The sequence below is a fragment of the Vibrio sp. TBV020 genome, from assembly GCF_046056895.1.
GTDB lineage: Bacteria > Pseudomonadota > Gammaproteobacteria > Enterobacterales > Vibrionaceae > Vibrio.
This window is the reverse complement of sequence record NZ_JBEEAQ010000003.1, coordinates 2,841,677-2,858,545: the sequence shown is the minus strand read 5'-3', so window position 1 is coordinate 2,858,545 and position 16,869 is coordinate 2,841,677. Positions and strand designations below refer to the sequence as shown.

At 41.9% G+C, this 16,869-nt stretch carries 17 protein-coding genes; 14 read left to right on the top strand and 3 right to left on the bottom strand.

The window, feature by feature from the left end; all coding sequences use genetic code 11:
• Nucleotides 1-33: 33 nt before the first annotated feature.
• Complete coding sequence (gene grcA, locus AAFX28_RS21105) at nucleotides 34-411, bottom strand: autonomous glycyl radical cofactor GrcA (protein ID WP_053440121.1); 378 nt, start codon at nucleotides 409-411, stop codon at nucleotides 34-36.
• A gap of 329 nt (nucleotides 412-740) precedes the next feature.
• On the opposite strand from grcA, the gene nfo reads away from it, so the two are divergent.
• The 3 genes from nfo to AAFX28_RS21090 all read left to right on the top strand — a co-directional run bounded on the left by nfo (nucleotide 741) and on the right by AAFX28_RS21090 (nucleotide 3,196).
• Nucleotides 741-1,628, top strand: a complete 888-nt coding sequence (nfo, locus tag AAFX28_RS21100) for a deoxyribonuclease IV (protein WP_408690523.1) — start codon at nucleotides 741-743, stop codon at nucleotides 1,626-1,628.
• A gap of 229 nt (nucleotides 1,629-1,857) precedes the next feature.
• Nucleotides 1,858-2,544 carry a uracil-DNA glycosylase gene (gene ung / locus AAFX28_RS21095; protein ID WP_408690522.1) on the top strand — a complete coding sequence of 229 codons (687 nt, stop codon included), beginning with the start codon at nucleotides 1,858-1,860 and terminating at the stop codon, nucleotides 2,542-2,544.
• A 100-nt stretch (nucleotides 2,545-2,644) separates the two neighbouring features.
• Nucleotides 2,645-3,196 carry a hemerythrin domain-containing protein gene (locus tag AAFX28_RS21090; RefSeq protein ID WP_408690521.1) on the top strand — a complete coding sequence of 184 codons (552 nt, stop codon included), beginning with the start codon at nucleotides 2,645-2,647 and terminating at the stop codon, nucleotides 3,194-3,196.
• A 35-nt stretch (nucleotides 3,197-3,231) separates the two neighbouring features.
• On the opposite strand, the gene AAFX28_RS21085 is transcribed toward AAFX28_RS21090, so the two are convergent.
• The gene (locus AAFX28_RS21085) at nucleotides 3,232-3,414 is read right to left on the bottom strand and encodes a DUF3545 family protein (RefSeq protein ID WP_408690520.1); all 183 of its coding nucleotides are present in this window, start codon (nucleotides 3,412-3,414) and stop codon (nucleotides 3,232-3,234) included.
• Between the two features lie 709 nt (nucleotides 3,415-4,123).
• Here AAFX28_RS21085 and AAFX28_RS21080 point away from each other — a divergent pair.
• From AAFX28_RS21080 to AAFX28_RS21055, 6 genes are all read left to right on the top strand, one after another.
• Nucleotides 4,124-5,554, top strand: coding sequence for an alanine/glycine:cation symporter family protein (locus tag AAFX28_RS21080; RefSeq protein ID WP_408690519.1), 1,431 nt, complete (start codon nucleotides 4,124-4,126; stop codon nucleotides 5,552-5,554).
• A gap of 924 nt (nucleotides 5,555-6,478) precedes the next feature.
• On the top strand, nucleotides 6,479-7,876 hold the full coding sequence (locus AAFX28_RS21075) for a cbb3-type cytochrome c oxidase subunit I (RefSeq protein ID WP_408690518.1): 1,398 nt from the start codon (nucleotides 6,479-6,481) through the stop codon (nucleotides 7,874-7,876).
• 4 nt (nucleotides 7,877-7,880) lie between these two features.
• Nucleotides 7,881-8,498: a cbb3-type cytochrome c oxidase subunit II gene (locus AAFX28_RS21070; RefSeq protein WP_408690517.1), complete on the top strand. Its 618-nt coding sequence runs from the start codon at nucleotides 7,881-7,883 to the stop codon at nucleotides 8,496-8,498.
• Entirely contained in the window at nucleotides 8,498-9,964 is a 1,467-nt protein-coding gene (locus tag AAFX28_RS21065) for a c-type cytochrome (RefSeq protein ID WP_408690516.1), read from the top strand. Before AAFX28_RS21070 ends, AAFX28_RS21065 begins: the two co-directional genes overlap by 1 nt.
• A 32-nt stretch (nucleotides 9,965-9,996) precedes the next feature.
• Nucleotides 9,997-11,250 carry a molybdopterin-dependent oxidoreductase gene (locus tag AAFX28_RS21060; protein WP_408690515.1) on the top strand — a complete coding sequence of 418 codons (1,254 nt, stop codon included), beginning with the start codon at nucleotides 9,997-9,999 and terminating at the stop codon, nucleotides 11,248-11,250.
• Between the two features lies 1 nt (nucleotide 11,251).
• Nucleotides 11,252-11,842: a hypothetical protein gene (locus AAFX28_RS21055; RefSeq protein WP_408690514.1), complete on the top strand. Its 591-nt coding sequence runs from the start codon at nucleotides 11,252-11,254 to the stop codon at nucleotides 11,840-11,842.
• Between the two features lie 28 nt (nucleotides 11,843-11,870).
• Here AAFX28_RS21055 and AAFX28_RS21050 read toward each other — a convergent pair whose 3' ends face one another.
• Nucleotides 11,871-12,002, bottom strand: coding sequence for a hypothetical protein (locus AAFX28_RS21050; RefSeq protein WP_408690513.1), 132 nt, complete (start codon nucleotides 12,000-12,002; stop codon nucleotides 11,871-11,873).
• A gap of 103 nt (nucleotides 12,003-12,105) precedes the next feature.
• Here AAFX28_RS21050 and yaaA point away from each other — a divergent pair, with 103 nt between their 5' ends.
• The 5 genes from yaaA (at nucleotide 12,106) to deoC (ending at nucleotide 16,797) form a co-directional block, all read left to right on the top strand.
• Entirely contained in the window at nucleotides 12,106-12,879 is a 774-nt protein-coding gene (yaaA, locus tag AAFX28_RS21045; protein ID WP_408690512.1) for a peroxide stress protein YaaA, read from the top strand.
• An 18-nt stretch (nucleotides 12,880-12,897) separates the two neighbouring features.
• The gene (locus AAFX28_RS21040) at nucleotides 12,898-13,044 is read left to right on the top strand and encodes a DUF5363 family protein (protein WP_408690511.1); all 147 of its coding nucleotides are present in this window, start codon (nucleotides 12,898-12,900) and stop codon (nucleotides 13,042-13,044) included.
• A complete protein-coding gene (locus AAFX28_RS21035; protein WP_408690510.1) occupies nucleotides 13,044-13,817 on the top strand; it encodes a TatD family hydrolase in 774 nt (257 codons plus the stop codon). Before AAFX28_RS21040 ends, AAFX28_RS21035 begins: the two co-directional genes overlap by 1 nt.
• 204 nt (nucleotides 13,818-14,021) lie before the next feature.
• The gene (locus AAFX28_RS21030) at nucleotides 14,022-15,284 is read left to right on the top strand and encodes a NupC/NupG family nucleoside CNT transporter (RefSeq protein WP_408690509.1); all 1,263 of its coding nucleotides are present in this window, start codon (nucleotides 14,022-14,024) and stop codon (nucleotides 15,282-15,284) included.
• Nucleotides 15,285-16,020: 736 nt separating this feature from the next.
• On the top strand, nucleotides 16,021-16,797 hold the full coding sequence (gene deoC / locus AAFX28_RS21025; RefSeq protein WP_408690508.1) for a deoxyribose-phosphate aldolase: 777 nt from the start codon (nucleotides 16,021-16,023) through the stop codon (nucleotides 16,795-16,797).
• The last annotated feature ends 72 nt before the right edge of the window (nucleotides 16,798-16,869 follow it).

Genomic DNA, 16,869 nt, shown 5'->3' with positions numbered 1-16,869 from the left:
AATGAGCGCCTTTTAAAATTTCTAAACTGAGAATTATAGAGACTCAGTGAAAGTACGTGCGATAACGTCGCGTTGCTGTTCAGTTGTCAGAGAGTTGAAACGAACTGCGTAGCCAGAAACACGGATAGTTAGCTGAGGGTAGTTCTCTGGGTGTGCAACTGCATCTTCTAGAGTTTCACGCTTAAGAACGTTAACGTTTAGGTGCTGACCACCTTCGATGCGTGGAGCAGTTTCGATTGCTACTTCGCGGCTTTCGTAGTCACCTAGATCGTTGATTGCGATTACTTGATCAGCTTCAAAACCAGAGTTAGCAGCTACACAACGAGCTTCGTTCTTCTCGCTATCTAGAAGCCAGATAGAGTTTAGTAGGTCATCATTTGCTGCTTTAGTGATTTGAATACCTTGGATCATTACTATCTCCTAGTCCACTTACGTGGTTAATTGGTGTTAATTTTCGATTTTTATTGAGCTACGTATTATATAGCGAATATCCCTTATGATAATATTGATTTAAGTCAAAAAACAACCAAAAACATTGTTTTTATGATGGTTATTTTCTTGTTCTAAATCAATAAAATCTTTGAAAACAATATAGTTACAATATATTTGATAGTATAAAAAATATTTAATAACTCATTTTGTTGTAAATTTACTACAAAATGAGTTCGAAGTTTGAGCTCCATCTTTTAAATGATTGTTTTTGGAGCGCCATACTGAAAGTGATAGGTGATTAAATAACAATGATAAAAAAAGCAACAGGCAACAAGTATATAGGTGCCCATGTATCAGCCGCAGGCGGAGTCGACCAAGCGCCTTTACGTGCGAGAGAAATTGGTGCAAACGCATTTGCGCTGTTTACTAAGAACCAACGTCAATGGGTAGCAAAACCTTTAGAGGCGAGCACAATCAGTGCCTTTAAAGCCAACTGCAAAATGCTGGGTTTCAGCAGTGAACAAATCCTTCCTCATGATTCTTATTTAATCAATCTAGGTGCGCCGGAAGAAGAGAAGTTAGAAAAGTCGCGTGCGGCTTTTATTGATGAGATGGAGCGTTGCAATTTACTGGGCCTTACTCTGCTTAATTTTCATCCTGGGAGTCATTTAAAGAAGATTTCTGAGAAAGAGTGTTTAGCGAGAATCGCAGAATCGATCAACTTGGCTCACCAAGCTGTGCCAAATGTCATTGCTGTGATCGAAAATACAGCTGGACAGGGGACAAACCTAGGTTGGCGTTTTGAGCATCTTGCCGAGATCATTGCGCAAGTTGAGGATAAATCTCGTGTTGGTGTGTGTATTGATACCTGTCACACCTTTGCTGCGGGATACGATTTACGAACGATTGAAGCTTGTGAAGCAACGTTTGCAGAGTTCGATCGCGTGGTAGGGATGCAATATTTAAGAGCAATGCACATCAATGATTCAAAAATTGCCTTGGGTGGCAAAGTCGATAGACACCATGCACTAGGTAAAGGCGAAATGGGTTGGGACTGTTTTGAGTACATCTCGAAAGATCCTAGGTTTGATGGTATCCCATTGATCCTTGAGACTATTGAGCCAGATCTTTGGCCTAAAGAAATCGAAACCATGCGCAAGTTTCATCTAGACGCTCAAGCTGAATTAGACGCTTAATTAAAATGTGGCATCAATCTTTCATAGCTATCAATGAAGCAGCAACAAGAGGATGCCACTATGCCTTTTTCTTTCTCACACGTATCAACTCGTCCTGCGCGTTTACCTATGCCTAATCGTCATATTACCGGACAAGGTCACTACCGGACGCCACAAAAACACTAACTCCTTTGTTCCTTCTACTATTTTTGCGACAATTGAAACGCATATATAGTAGAAGGAATAGATCATGAACACGTCACTTACATGGCATGATGTTATTGGTGTAGAGAAGCAGCAAGAGTACTTTCAGCAGACACTCACGTTTGTCGAAGCAGAACGAGCTGCGGGAAAGGTTGTCTTTCCTCCGGCAAAAGATGTTTTCAATGCATTCAAAGCGACAGAGTTTTCTGATGTGAAGGTCGTGATCATTGGTCAAGATCCTTACCATGGCCCTAATCAAGCTCATGGGCTATGTTTTTCTGTCTTACCGGGTGTTAAAACGCCACCTTCATTAGTCAATATGTATAAAGAGTTAGCTCAAGATATAGAAGGCTTTGAAATCCCACCTCACGGCTATCTACAAAGTTGGGCTGAACAAGGCGTTTTATTACTCAATACCGTATTGACGGTAGAACAAGGTAAAGCGCATTCTCACGCGAAGAGCGGTTGGGAAACTTTTACTGACAGAGTGATAGAGGCAGTAAATCAGCACCAATCAGGTATCGTCTTTTTACTATGGGGAGCGCATGCTCAAAAGAAAGGACGTTTTATTGATAGGAATAAGCACCACGTTCTTTCAGGGCCTCATCCATCACCACTTTCAGCACATCGTGGTTTTTTCGGTTGTCGTCATTTTTCTCAAACTAACACCATTCTTGCTCAGCAAGGACAAAGCCCAATCCAATGGCAGTTGCCTATGCAAGTAGAAGTGTGAGTTGTTGCTGATAGTACTTGCTTAAAATTCGAACAAGATCAAATCGTCATCATAGATACTCTAATACACTTATAAAAAGTAGGTGTTAAGGAGAGACACTATGATGATTGAAAGAATCAAGCGCGAACACGGCTATATGATACGAATGTTAGCGATATTGAGGCACAAGTTGTCGGTGCTCAAGGATGAGCGGAACGTTAACTATTCAGTATTGAGGGAGATCGTTGATTATCTCGCCAATCATTCAGAGAAAGTCCATCACCCTAAAGAAGACATTCTCTACCATCACTATTTGTCTCATTATGGGCATAGTAAAGAGATCGATAACCTAGAGTTAGAGCACCAAGCCCTTTCTGAAAAAACTCATGGTTTTCTTAATGTTGTTGATATGGTGCTGCAGGATGCAGTGGTGCCACAAGATCTCTTTATTGAGCAACTTGAAGCTTTCCTCGATGCACAGAAAGATCACTTAGAGCTGGAAGAGAAGCGGATCTTTCCGCATTTAGTCGCTACCTTCACTACACAAGACTGGCAAGCGGTTGAGGAGCAGTGGAATGTGTGTGAAGACGATCCGGTTTTTGGTTCTACCATCGCCGAACAATATCAACAGATTGCTGAACGTCTTCATCAAAATGCCCATGAGGCCAATTAAAAGCGAAAAAGAGGCGTGATGCCTCTTTTTAGTATTTAATATTCAACTGCGTTTAAATCATCAAAGCCGATATCCATATCCATCAACTCTTTTTGCAAGCGTTGGCGATCTTTAATTGCTTCAATCTCTCGCCATTTGCGTTTCACGGGTTTTGAGCGCGTTGCTCTTCCTTTAGGTAAGTCCTGTTCGAAAATTTCGTCAAAGTTTAAGCCTTCCATAAGCTACCTCTTTTATGATTTGACATCCCTCTAAGTGGGGCATGTTTTTAATACCATATCTAAAACTAACCTAACTTTGATTCGTTTCTCATTTGTTACGTTTCAATGAAGTTTTTACGTATATTGTGCGAGGGAGTCACAAAAAAGCGAGAGCCTTTCGCTGCTTTTTTAAGCATTTGATTCGACGAAAACGATTAAATTGACGGAACGTGTATGTTAATTCCTTGTATGTTTTTTGACCTTAGGTGTAGATAGTTAATTAGGTTCATATAAAATTAAAGCATGGGGCGTCTTTTTACGGGTTGGTGTTTTTTATACTCTGTTTGATGCCTTATAGAGCAAGGCATTGTGGTTTGAAAGCGGCAGAGTCGTTTCTAATTGGCAAGATTTAACTGATGTTGAAGATGCTTTAACTAAGTGTTTTGTTTTTGTTTTCTCTATGTGTGGTTGGCTGTTAATTGATGGTGACTATCTAGTGAAAAATAACATTGAAGTGATATTAATTGCATATTGATTTTTGTCTTTCTTCACTGCATTATCCGCCCGTCAAAAAATACGCTGATACGTAAAATGGAAGCATGAGGCGAGTTTTACAGATCTAAACTGCACAATATAACAATACCAACACTAAGCAATCTTGACACTTAGTAGGGCAGTTAGATGGAAGGCTTGGAAGCAAAGATTGGCGAAAACTCAATATGAGGATGTTATGACAGACTTAATCAACTTAATGAATGACCTGCTTTGGGGTTCTATTCTTGTTTATCTTTTAGTCGGTGTTGGAATCTACTTTACAGTCCGTTTGGGCTTTATCCAATTCCGTCACTTTGGCCACATGTTCTCAGTATTAAAGAACAGCCGTAAAGCAGACAAAGCTGGTATCTCTTCTTTCCAAGCACTTTGTACTAGTCTAGCTGCACGTGTAGGTACTGGTAACATGGCGGGCGTAGCCGTTGCACTTACTGCGGGTGGTCCTGGCGCTATTTTCTGGATGTGGCTGATTGCTATGCTAGGTATGGCAACGTCGTTCGCAGAAAGTACGCTAGCACAGCTTTACAAAACAAAAGACGATGATGGCAACTACCGTGGTGGTCCAGCTTACTATATGGAAAAAGGCCTAGGTATGCGCTGGATGGGCGTACTGTTCTCAGTATTCCTAATTATCGCATTCGGTCTAGTATTCAACGCTGTACAAGCTAACTCTATCGCAAACGCAATGCATAACGCATTCGGTTGGGAAGACACTTACGTTGGTGTTGTAGTCGTACTGCTTTCTTCTGTTGTTATCTTTGGTGGTATCAAGCGTATTGCACGCGTGGCTGAACTTGTGGTTCCAATCATGGCTCTGGCTTACCTTGTACTAGCGCTATTTGTAATGGTAATGAACCTAGAGAAGCTACCAGCGGTACTTGAGCTTATCTTCAAGAGTGCGTTCGGCCTGCAAGAAGCAGCGGCTGGTGGTCTTGGTTATGCAATCGCGCAGGCTATGATCAACGGTATTAAGCGTGGTCTATTCTCGAACGAAGCAGGTATGGGTTCTGCGCCTAACGCGGCGGCATCAGCGACACCATACCCACCACACCCAGCATCACAAGGTTACGTACAGATGCTAGGTGTATTCATGGATACTATCGTTATCTGTTCAGCGACAGTGGCTATCATCCTTATGTCGGGTGAATACGTACCACACGGTGAAGTAACAGGTATCGAGCTAACCCAGAGTGCTCTAAGCTCTCAAGTTGGTGAGTGGGGTGGCATCTTCGTCGCAATCGCAATTTTCTTCTTTGCGTTTACGTCGATCATTGCAAACTACTCTTACGCTGAAACAAACCTTATCTTCCTTGAGCACAACCACAAAGCTGGCTTAGGTATCTTCCGTATCGTAGTACTAGGTATGGTTATGTTTGGTGCAGTAGCATCACTACCAGTAGTTTGGGCGCTTGCTGATGTGTCTATGGGTCTAATGGCGATTGTTAACTTGGTAGCGATTCTTCTACTATCAGGCATCGTTATTAAGCTTGCGAAAGATTACAACCGCCAGCTAAGTGAAGGTAAAGTGCCAACGTTTGATTCGAATGACTTCCCTGAGCTGAAATCTCAGCTTGAAGACGGGATCTGGGATCAGAGCAAAAAAGATTAGTCGAACGTTTATAAATAACGTCTACTAAAACGATTTAAAAAGCCATGCAGTCAATGCATGGCTTTTTTTTACCTCGAGTTAATTAATTCTGCTCGTAGATAGGTGAGCAATTTAATGGCCGGTAAAGTTAATATTGCCCTGCAAGGAGGAACTTGATCGGACGCATCTATCCAAGCTTTGAGCCTTCTTAGCGATGACCACAACTGTGACTGCCTCTGTTGATATCGCTCTTCTCTGGGCTTGTCTTTTATCTCTTGTTCGACGCGATAACGTTTCTGAAACCACGTGATTGCGCGTTGGAGTTAGTTAGCTTCACATCCGTTTTCTCATACGCCTCGTATCCATCGATATGGAGGTACTCCACGTAAAAACTGCCCCTATAGAGACGAAGAGTCAATATCCAAAGCGAAGCAATTGATAAGAAACAGTTACAAGAAAGCATTCGTTTTGTAATTCTGAATGGCTGTTCAATATTAGTTGATATCTCCAGTAATCATATTTTTGATAGGATCGCCGTGTTTCTAAGGTGTAAGTGACAATGAAATAATTCATCTTTCACGAGTTCTAATGTTAGTAAAAATTACCGTTAAGTAATTAGATGGAAATAAATAAAGAAACTGCGATCTTGGCGGTTACTCCATCAATTGTCGTAGTGCCATATCTAAACCTCTTACAAAATAGATTATTGGAAGCAATATAACTAAGTATTAATACATCGTGGCTCTGTCCTTATTAATCATTTGAGATTGTCCTAGGTCTTTTAAAAAGGATTAGGGCGTCATTGAAAATAGTAAATTAACGTTACTTTAAACCAAGCTTTAGTTACTTGTCGGGTGAAGGTTTTTAAAGCAGTCAGCAAATTACATTAAAACTAATCGATAAAGATAAAATTATGTCAGACTCAATTATTACCGGGGAAATGTTATGAATTTCAACGAAGAAGAAAAAATAACTCGGTTCTTTGTTTTTGCTGCTTTGGGGTGGGCGATCATTGGTATGCTCGTTGGCCTAGTTGCAGCGGCTCAACTGTACGCACCGGAGCTCAACTTTGCGAATGAGTACTTAAACTTCGGTAAAATTCGTCCTATTCATACCAATGTGGTCATATTCGGTATGGTATGTAACTTCTTGATGGGGTTATCTCTCTATATTCTCTGTAAGTCATCATCTGTTAATTTAGCTTACAGAGGGCTAGCTTTGGTCTTATTTTGGGGATGGCAGATAATTTTACTCGTTGGTATTGTCACACTATCAATGGGTTATACTTCCACTAAAGAATATGCTGAAATGGAATGGCCATTAGATATAGGTATAGTAATTCTTTGGCTAATTTTTGCTTTTGTTTTTTTTACGACGCTAAGTAAAAGAAAAGTTAAGCACATATTTGTATCAAACTGGTTTAGTGGCGCCGTTATTATTGTTATTGCACTGATATTTGTAGTAAATAATCTTGCAATGCCGTTATATGCGTTTAAATCTTATTCTATTTTCTCTGGTGTCAGTGATTCTCTTGTTCAATGGTGGTGGGGGCATAATGCGGTAGGTTTCCTTCTTACAGCCGTATTTGTGGGTACCAATTACTATTTCATTCCAAAGGTTGTAGATAGACCTATTTATTCTTACCGATTATCCCTAATCACTTTTTGGGGTTTGATTGGATTCTATACATGGGCTGGTACTCATCACCTAGTCTACACATCAGTACCATCATGGATACAAAACGTTGGGGTTGTAATGTCATTGCTGTTGTGGCTGCCATCATGGGCGGGCGCATTTAACGCGTGGATGACGGCAACATCAAACAAAGAAGCGTGGAAAACAAATCCGATCGTCTGGTTCTTCATGTCTTCAATTATTTATTACGCTTTGGCTACTTTCGAAGGTCCGTTAATGGCAATTCGTTGGTTTAACCAAATTGCACACAGTACGAGTTGGGTTATAGGTCACGTACATTCTGGTGCATTAGGTTGGGTCGGCATGACTGTTATTGCCACCTTGTACTACCTGGTACCAAGGCTACTGAATAAACAACTGTTCTCTTACCGTCTCGTTAAGGTTCACTTTGTATTAGCTCACCTTGGTGTGTTGTTCTACATCGTTTCTTTGTGGATTGGCGGAATTGGTCAGGGAAGTATGTGGTTAGCACTTACTGATTATGGTTCGCTTGCTTACACCTTCTCTCAAGTGTTGGATTTCATTAAACCTTACATGCTAGGCCGCACAATCGGTGGAGGACTGTATGTTTTGGGAATGTTGGTAATGGCGTACAACCTATACATGACATCAAGATCACAAATCGAACTGATAGAGCAAAAGGCGTAGTGATATGGAAAACTCAATATCTAAATCTTTATTCGCGTTCATTACGATTACAACGATCGTCGTTATGTTTTCCTTTTTTGTGTGGGTTTTTCCGAGCTTTTTCTATACCAACGAATTAGCTAAAAAGACAATAGCGCAACCCTATACGGCATTGGAGCTAGCAGGGCGTGATGTATACATGGCTCAAGGGTGTGTGTCTTGTCATACCCAGATGGTTCGAAACATTGAAGCTGAAAGAAAGCGTTACGGCCGACCAAATGAAATGGAAGACGATGTCTATGAGTTCACTTTCCTCTGGAGCTCTCAGCGTACTGGACCTGATTTAACCAATATAGGGTTGAAGTACACGCCTGACTGGCATAAACAGCACCTCATTAACCCGCAATCAGTCGTGCCAAATTCGATTATGCCGCAATACCCTTGGCTGTTTGAAAAACCATTGGACCCAGATCATGTAGTAGCGGCGATGGAAACAATGAAAAAATTGGGCGTACCTTATTCCGATAATCAAATTGCTAAAGCCACAAATGAAGTGAAAGACAAAACAGAAGGAGATGCGTTGGTGTCATATCTGATGAGTTTAGGGGTCGATACGCATAATGACGTTGGAGGACTGCAGTAATGGAATGGAGTCAAACGTTATCAACAATTTTATCGATCATCTTCTTCTTCATCATGATTGCGGTTATTTATGCGCAGTTTCGTAAACGTAAAAGTGCGGATAAAGATAAAACGCTAGAAGAGTTCGATGGAATCATCGAGAAAGACGCACCGATACCTAGAATTCTATTTGTCGGCTACTTTCTAGGCTTTGCTGGAGCCATTGTCTATGTGTTGCTATTTCCTGGTTTTGCGACTTGGGGAGGTTTTCTAGATTGGCAACCTAAAGACGATGCGTATGTAGGTTCTCCTGTCAATTTGGATGCAAAGATAGACAGTTTGGTGGTAGGTAAAACAGACAAACAAGTATTTGAATCATTGATTGCTCAAGAAGATATCGTGAGCAACGGTAAAGCACTGTTTGGAGAAAACTGTGGCGCGTGTCATGGCCGCTCGGGAGATGGTCAACATAACTTCCCAGTGCTTTCAGATGATGATTGGCTATATGGTGGCTCTCCGATGGATATCTACACAACGATACATAATGGTCGCGAGGGGCGCATGCCAGCGTGGCGTGATGTGCTTACGGAAGATGAAATCGATTCGCTTACCGATTACGTGTCTAACTTAAATAGCGATAACTTTGTCGTCAATGAGAGTTTCGATAACAACTGTAGTTCTTGTCATGGTGAAGATGCGAAAGGAAATCAGGGCGTAGGCGCTCCAAATCTTACTGATAACGTATGGCTGCATGGCGGAAGTAAAGAAGACATTAGAAAGAACATTACTCAGGGTATTAACAACCAAATGCCTGACTTTGGTGAGAGATTGACTCGCAATCAAATTATGTCTTTGACTACCTACATCATGTCGCTGCAGACCGATGCTGAAACACAGATCGCAAGCGATGAAGACGACAGCTATTTGTTATCTAGAAACGAGAAGCCTCTGCCTTCAAGCGTGTCAGCATGTACAAGTTGCCATGGTAAAGAGGGTAATAGCGTTGTACCTGGAGCACCTAATTTAGCCGGTCTGAAATTTGAGTACATTTATAATCAAATCCATTTGTTTGACAACGGAAACAGAGACAACGCAACAATGAAGAGTATGGTTACCCATCTTAGCGCTCAAGATAGAGTATTGGTTGCCAAATACTATGCATCGTTAACTCCTCCAGAGTTAGAAAATCACCACCCTGAGATTCCGGCTGATGGTGTAATAAGCGATCCGACTGAGCGAATGATCTATCAAGGTGATTGGAAAAGAGCCATTCCAGCTTGTACGACTTGTCATGGTGAGAAATTAGAAGGTAGTGCTTCATTCCCTAGGCTTGCGGGGCAGTCTTCGGAGTACTTGGTTGAGCAGTTCAACAACTGGCGCTCAGGCGCTAGAAAAGGTGACCAAGGTGAGATGATGTATAACGTCGCTAAAAAACTGTCATCTAAAGAAATTGAAGACCTCTCAAATTATCTATCAGAGCTGAAATAGCAACCGTGAATTAGCGTAGGAGATGAATTAGCATGAAAATGAATAAACTGCGAAGAGAGGTTGTAAAAGCCTGTGGGTTGCTGTCACTAACCTCGACTTCATTTGCATCAATAGCAAAGACATTTGTAGAAAACGGAGTTCAATACTCTGATGGTGAGGGCGTTACTTTTGCCGCGGGTCCGAAACCGATATTAAATTCTTTTCCACAAAAGAAAGACATGGTGATTGTTCATACAAGGCCACCACATTTAGAAACACCATTTGAAGTTTTTAATGATGGCTTACTGACGCCGAATGATAGGTTCTTCGTTCGATATCACTTAGCGGATTTTCCAACATTTATTGATACGGATACTTATACAATCAAAATTTCTGGCTTGGTTGATAAGGAAATCAACTTGAGTTTGGCCGAACTCAAATCTATAGAAGGACAGCAAGAAATCATTGCGGTCCAGCAATGTACCGGTAATAGCCGAGGTTACTCTTCTCCTAGAGTATTTGGTGCTCAGTTGGGCAATGGTGCAATGGGCAACGCGAAGTTTAAAGGCGTTCCTCTGAAAAATGTTTTAGCGAAAGCTGGTATCAAACCAGAAGCGACGAGTGTTGTTATTGATGGTATTGATAAACCTGTTCGTTCAACCACGCCAGACTTTTTGAAATCGCTTCCGCTACAACATGTAGATACTGGTGAACCAATGTTGGTTTGGGAAATGAACGGAGAGCCTTTGCCATTTCTGAATGGGTTCCCAGTCAAGTTGATTGTACCGGGCTGGTTCGCGACATACTGGGTCAAACATGTCACTCATTTGGAATTGATTGAAGGCGAATTTGATACGTTCGATTCGTTCTTTATGTCGGAAGGTTACCGACTACCTGACAACGACTCCAAGAGCGAAACCCCTGATAATCGTGCGACCAAAACGAAGCCTGTAACCACATTTCCTATCCGAAGTTTCATAACGAGTGTATTGAATGGTGATTCAGTCGAAGCAGGTAAAGAGATCACTTTAAAAGGGATCGCATTCGACAGCGGAAGCGGTATTAAGAAAGTCGAAGTTTCTTTTGATGGTGGCCGAAAGTGGAATAGTACAACCCTAGGTCGGGATCTAGGCCGATTTTCTTATCGAGGGTGGTCGTTAACACATACTTTCAATGAGAAAGGAAGGACGTTACTTATGGTTAGAGCGGTCGCGAATAGTGGTGAAAAGCAGCCTACAAAAGCGACTTGGAACCATGGTGGCTACAATCGGAATGTCATTGAACGAACGGATATTAAGGTGGTCTAGTATGAAAATTCTAATTGGCCTTTGTTTGTTGTTCAGTGCATTTGCTCATGCTGAATTTAACTCTATCACGCTTCCTGCCGATACGACGAAGTTGAAGCCGTCGGATTTACCTGGGTATGAGTTAGCAAGATCTAAATGTCATCTTTGTCATTCGATGGATTATGTATTTTATCAGCCTCCACGTAAGAACTTGGATGAATGGATCAATGAGATGATTAAGATGAGAAATGCTTACGGGGCTCCGATTAGCGTTGATGAAGCGAAATACATCGCTGCATATCTTGCGGTATCTTATGGCACTGCAAAAGAAGATGATCCTGAAATCGCAGCGCTTACCAAGTCATACAATCGTAAAGAAGTTTATAAGTATCAAAACCTAGATGTGAAAGAGCTTATGGATATGAACGAGTGCATTGTTTGCGATGTTGACGACAAAGCATTGTTGGAGGTTAAGCGTGAGTACGAAGGAAAACCTAACGCTGTTGATAGACTCGGCCATGCTATAAAGACTGGTAAGGTGAATGGCCATGCACCATCATTTAATCGAAATGAGTCAGAGGCAATTGCCGAATATATCCTTAATTTAGAATAAAGATTTGGACAAATTCTGGTGAAGCTGGTTATACGATGTCGTTTGGTCGTATAACCAGATTTTGTTTGTAGTTAGTGTAAATCGAGTTGTACTGGCCAGGTTCAACCGGATATGTTTTAAGACCGCCATCTTGTCTTTCACGCTTAGTCAGATCATGCATCGCATTTCAACTTAGAGATTTCTAGCTTTTTATCTAACTTTATGTCGAGTGTGTTTTTTTGTACCCTAAACTCAATAAAACAAAATATGGATAGAGTTAAGTCATGTTAATTGTCGTTTCTCCAGCGAAAACCCTAGATTATGAATCGCCACTGGCCACTGAAAAGTTCACCCAGCCAGATTTAGTCGAGTATTCAAAACAACTGATCGACGTTTGTCGAAAGCTGACACCTGCGGATGTCGCGAGCCTAATGAAGGTGAGTGATAAGATTGCTGACCTAAACGTGGGCCGTTTTCAAGAGTGGAGTGAAGAGTTCACGGTTGATAACTCGCGCCAAGCAATTTTAGCGTTCAAAGGTGATGTTTACACCGGTCTAGATGCGCAATCTTTGTCTGAAGATGACTTTAACTACGCACAACAGCATCTACGTATGTTATCTGGCCTATACGGGCTATTGAAGCCGCTTGATCTTATGCAGCCATACCGTCTAGAGATGGGGACTAAGCTTGCCAATGAGAAAGGTACTAACTTGTATCAGTTCTGGGGCAATGTAATTACCGATAAGCTCAATGAAGCTATTGTTGCTCAGGGCGACAATGTGCTAATTAACTTGGCTTCTAATGAATACTTCAAAGCGGTAAAACCAAAAGCTCTGGATGCACAAGTAATTACTCCGGTCTTTAAAGATTGCAAGAATGGTCAATATAAAGTGATCAGCTTCTACGCTAAGAAGGCTCGTGGCATGATGGCGCGTTACATTATTGAAAACCGTATTTCGAGCGTTGCTGACCTGACTAAGTTTGATACTGCTGGCTACTACTTCGTTGAGGAAGAGTCTACACCGACAGAATTGGTCTTTAAGCGCGAAGAGCAGTAAACGAAAAGGAGAGTCGGGATGCTCAATTGGTTTAAACGAGCACTAGCTAAGTATGATGCGTGGTGTCAGTCTATGGGGCTTACACCAGAAAACAAACGCAGTTGTGTTCCTTATCGAGCAGAGCCTAACCGACAAATAAAAAGTAACGATAAGGCGCAAAATTAATGCGCCTTTTTGATACACATTGCCATTTTGATTTTGAGCCTTATCAAGACGATTTTAATCAACATTTAGATCAAGCAAAGCAGCAATCGGTTGTGCGTTTTTTACTTCCGGCTATTGGTCCTGAAAATTGGCACGTGATCTCCTCGCTATCTCAGCAACATACCGAGATATATTACTCACTCGGTATGCATCCTTATTTCCTCACCTCCACAGACGAAATCTATCTAAATGAGCTAAACCATTTACTGGAATCGAGAGAAGCTAAATGTGTCGCCATCGGTGAATGTGGCTTGGATGGTATGATTGACGTAGATATGGAACTACAAGAACGTATCTTCATTGCCCAGGTGAAACTTGCAACATCTTTCCAACTTCCGCTCATTTTACATTGTCGAAAAACGCACAATCGCATGATCCAAATATTGAAGCAGCAAAGATTCAAATTTGGTGGTGTTTTGCACGGCTTTTCTGGCAGTTATCAGCAGGCAATGCAGTTCATAGAGCTTGGCTTTTACATTGGAGTCGGCGGTGTTATTACCTACCCAAGAGCCAATAAAACTAGGCAAGCCATCACTCAGCTACCTATCGAAAAATTAGTTTTAGAGACGGATTCACCTGACATGCCACTAAACGGCCATCAGGGCAAGCCCAATCACCCCAAGATGATAGGTGAAATTTTGTCCTGTATCGCATCTCTTAAAGGAATGCCAAGGCAAACGATTGCTGAAATCGTTTGGAAAAATAGCAATTCAGCGTTCTGTATTTGTGAATAAATTCTAAATAAATTGTTTGATTGATGATTGTAATTGAAGTGAAAGGTGATCTTGTTCACGTAAATGAGTGAACAGACCATGAATCTTATTAGAAACTGTGAGGGTGGCATTACTTTATCATTGGCCGGATGAGTATAATTGCCCCCGCTTTTGAGCTCCATTTTGTAACACGCCAACAAATAACATATAAGGAAGTCATAAACTATGAGCCTGTTTATGAGCCTAGTCGGTATGGCAGTATTGCTAGGAATTGCATTACTACTGTCTGATAACCGCAAAGCTATCAATCTAAGAACTGTGGGTGGCGCATTTGCTATCCAATTCATCATCGGTGGTTTCGTTCTTTACGTACCATGGGGTCGTGACCTTCTAGCTGGTTTCTCAGCGGGTGTACAGAACGTAATCGACTACGGTAAAGACGGTACTGGTTTCCTATTCGGCAGCCTAGTTAACTTCTCAGTTGACGGTATCGGTTTCATCTTTGCATTCCAAGTACTACCAACGCTAATCTTCTTCTCTGCGCTTATCTCTGTACTTTACTACATTGGTGTTATGCAATGGGTTATCAAGATTCTTGGTGGTGGCCTACAGAAAGCACTAGGTACTTCACGTGCCGAGTCTATGTCTGCAGCAGCTAACATTTTCGTAGGTCAAACTGAAGCACCTCTAGTGGTTCGTCCGTTTGTTCCTAAAATGACTCAATCTGAGCTGTTTGCGGTAATGTGTGGTGGTCTAGCGTCAGTTGCTGGTGGTGTACTAGCAGGTTACGCATCTATGGGTGTACCTCTAGAGTACCTTGTAGCAGCATCATTCATGGCAGCACCAGGTGGTCTACTATTCGCTAAAATCATCAAACCAGAAGTTGACACTCCAGACGAAGACCTGGACGGCAACATCGATGGTGGTGATGACAAACCAGCTAACGTTATCGACGCAGCAGCAGGCGGCGCATCAGTTGGTCTACAACTAGCACTTAACGTTGGTGCAATGCTACTAGCATTCGTTGGTCTAATCGCACTAGTTAACGGCATCCTAGGTGGCGTTGGTGGTTGGTTCGGTATGGAAAACCTAACTCTAGAACTAATTCTAGGTTGGATGTTCGCGCCGCTAGCATTCCTAATCGGTGTTCCATGGGCTGAAGCAACATTCGCTGGTTCTTTCATCGGTCAAAAACTAGTTGTAAACGAATTCGTAGCTTACCTAAACTTCGTACCTTACGTTGGTGATGCAGCACAAGTTGTTCCAGCAACAGGTGCAGTAATGTCTGAGAAGACTCAAGCAATCATCGCATTCGCTCTATGTGGTTTCGCAAACCTTTCTTCTATCGCGATTCTACTAGGTGGCCTAGGTAGTCTTGCTCCAAACCGTCGTCACGACATCGCTCGTATGGGTGTTAAAGCGGTTTGTGCTGGTACACTATCTAACCTAATGGCGGCGACAATCGCTGGCTTCTTCCTATCTTTCTAATTAAGTAGATAGATTATATAGACGCCGTTTTACAAAGCCCCGTAGTTGCATAGCTTGCTATGTACTACGGGGCTTTTTCGTTTTTTCTTTCGTCGTCATTTACCCGCTAACGGCGTTAACTGCGAATATTCGCCCCAATCATTTAGTGAAACTAAACTCATGGGGACTCATATTCTTGTTGCCTTGTTAGCGAACAAATGACTTAGAAAGAAGCGCGCCCAATTAACAGTTGGGGGTATTGGATTCAAAGCGATTGCTTAGTGAGAAGATTGAGCAAACGTTAAACAGAGTCTTTTTTGAGATACAAACCGTTTGCGCTCTATGAGCCACTACAGATTTTCGATAAATATCTATAATGTATAGTTGTAAGAAGTAGGGTAACGCTTAGCAATAAAGCGCTGCAACGTTGGATCGGATGATACAACGGCTTACTTATATACATTCGGATGAATGAAAATGTTTTTCGCTAGCGATAATTAATACAAGGAGTATGATTGACGCTGGCAGCAACGAGAGTTGCTAGGGCAATAGCCCTTATACGTTAGACACCGCAATCGAAGATTGTTGTGCCATAGACCAAACTGGTACTGTGCGGTGACAAGGATAGCAATTAGGGGTTAATTCGCTGTTTACCCCTGAGTCTTCAAGGAACCAAGTCCGTTCATTAATGACTACATCGCCAACTTGGATAATCGAGTTGTGCAGTAAAATTTTTGAATATTGATCGGAGATAGAAATGAGCGATTTAAAAGCAGCAGCACTACGTGCACTTAAACTAATGGACCTAACTACGCTGAATGATGACGACACTGACGCGAAAGTTATTTCACTATGTCATGACGCAAAATCAGCAGTAGGTAACACAGCTGCAATTTGTATTTACCCTCGCTTTATTCCTATTGCTAAGAAGACACTTCGTGAGCAAGGTACGCCAGAAGTTCGCATCGCAACTGTAACTAACTTCCCACACGGTAACGACGACATTGAGATCGCAGTTGCTGAGACAAAAGCGGCAGTAGCTTACGGTGCAGATGAAGTAGACGTAGTATTCCCTTACCGTGCTCTAATGGCAGGTAACGAAGAGGTTGGCTTCGAGCTAGTTAAGCAATGTAAAGAAGCGTGTGGTGACATCCTTCTTAAAGTGATCATCGAAACAGGTGAACTAAAAGAAGAAGCACTAATTAAGAAAGCTTCTGAAATCTGTATCAAAGCAGGTGCAGATTTCATTAAGACTTCAACTGGTAAAGTGCCAGTAAACGCAACTCCAGAATACGCACGTATGATGCTAGAAGTGATTCGTGATATGGGTGTTGCTGAAACAGTTGGTTTCAAACCAGCAGGTGGTGTTCGTACTGCAGAAGACGCAGCAGCGTACCTTGCAATGGCTGATGAAATCCTAGGTGATAACTGGGTTGATGCTCGTCACTACCGTTTCGGTGCGTCAAGCCTGCTAACTAACCTACTTAATACATTAGAAGTGACAGACGAGACTGCTGATCCAGCAGCATACTAATTCTCTCGTTCGAGAGTAAATAAAACAAAGTCTGTTTGGTGGAGTAGCAAGCCGCTGCTCCACATTACCTCT

Excerpts from the sequence above, each read along its gene's own strand:
- grcA (WP_053440121.1), bottom strand. The coding sequence starts at position 411 with ATGATCCAAGGTATTCAAATCACTAAAGCAGCAAATGATGACCTACTA.
- deoC (WP_408690508.1), top strand. The coding sequence starts at position 16,021 with ATGAGCGATTTAAAAGCAGCAGCACTACGTGCACTTAAACTAATGGAC.
- AAFX28_RS21080 (WP_408690519.1), top strand. The coding sequence starts at position 4,124 with ATGACAGACTTAATCAACTTAATGAATGACCTGCTTTGGGGTTCTATT.
- AAFX28_RS21050 (WP_408690513.1), bottom strand. The coding sequence starts at position 12,002 with ATGCATGATCTGACTAAGCGTGAAAGACAAGATGGCGGTCTTAAAACA.
- AAFX28_RS21085 (WP_408690520.1), bottom strand. The coding sequence starts at position 3,414 with ATGGAAGGCTTAAACTTTGACGAAATTTTCGAACAGGACTTACCTAAA.
- AAFX28_RS21090 (WP_408690521.1), top strand. The coding sequence starts at position 2,645 with ATGATGATTGAAAGAATCAAGCGCGAACACGGCTATATGATACGAATG.
- AAFX28_RS21055 (WP_408690514.1), top strand. The coding sequence starts at position 11,252 with ATGAAAATTCTAATTGGCCTTTGTTTGTTGTTCAGTGCATTTGCTCAT.
- ung (WP_408690522.1), top strand. The coding sequence starts at position 1,858 with ATGAACACGTCACTTACATGGCATGATGTTATTGGTGTAGAGAAGCAG.
- AAFX28_RS21030 (WP_408690509.1), top strand. The coding sequence starts at position 14,022 with ATGAGCCTGTTTATGAGCCTAGTCGGTATGGCAGTATTGCTAGGAATT.
- AAFX28_RS21040 (WP_408690511.1), top strand. The coding sequence starts at position 12,898 with ATGCTCAATTGGTTTAAACGAGCACTAGCTAAGTATGATGCGTGGTGT.
- AAFX28_RS21060 (WP_408690515.1), top strand. The coding sequence starts at position 9,997 with ATGAAAATGAATAAACTGCGAAGAGAGGTTGTAAAAGCCTGTGGGTTG.
- AAFX28_RS21075 (WP_408690518.1), top strand. The coding sequence starts at position 6,479 with ATGAATTTCAACGAAGAAGAAAAAATAACTCGGTTCTTTGTTTTTGCT.
- AAFX28_RS21035 (WP_408690510.1), top strand. The coding sequence starts at position 13,044 with ATGCGCCTTTTTGATACACATTGCCATTTTGATTTTGAGCCTTATCAA.
- yaaA (WP_408690512.1), top strand. The coding sequence starts at position 12,106 with ATGTTAATTGTCGTTTCTCCAGCGAAAACCCTAGATTATGAATCGCCA.
- AAFX28_RS21070 (WP_408690517.1), top strand. The coding sequence starts at position 7,881 with ATGGAAAACTCAATATCTAAATCTTTATTCGCGTTCATTACGATTACA.
- nfo (WP_408690523.1), top strand. The coding sequence starts at position 741 with ATGATAAAAAAAGCAACAGGCAACAAGTATATAGGTGCCCATGTATCA.
- AAFX28_RS21065 (WP_408690516.1), top strand. The coding sequence starts at position 8,498 with ATGGAATGGAGTCAAACGTTATCAACAATTTTATCGATCATCTTCTTC.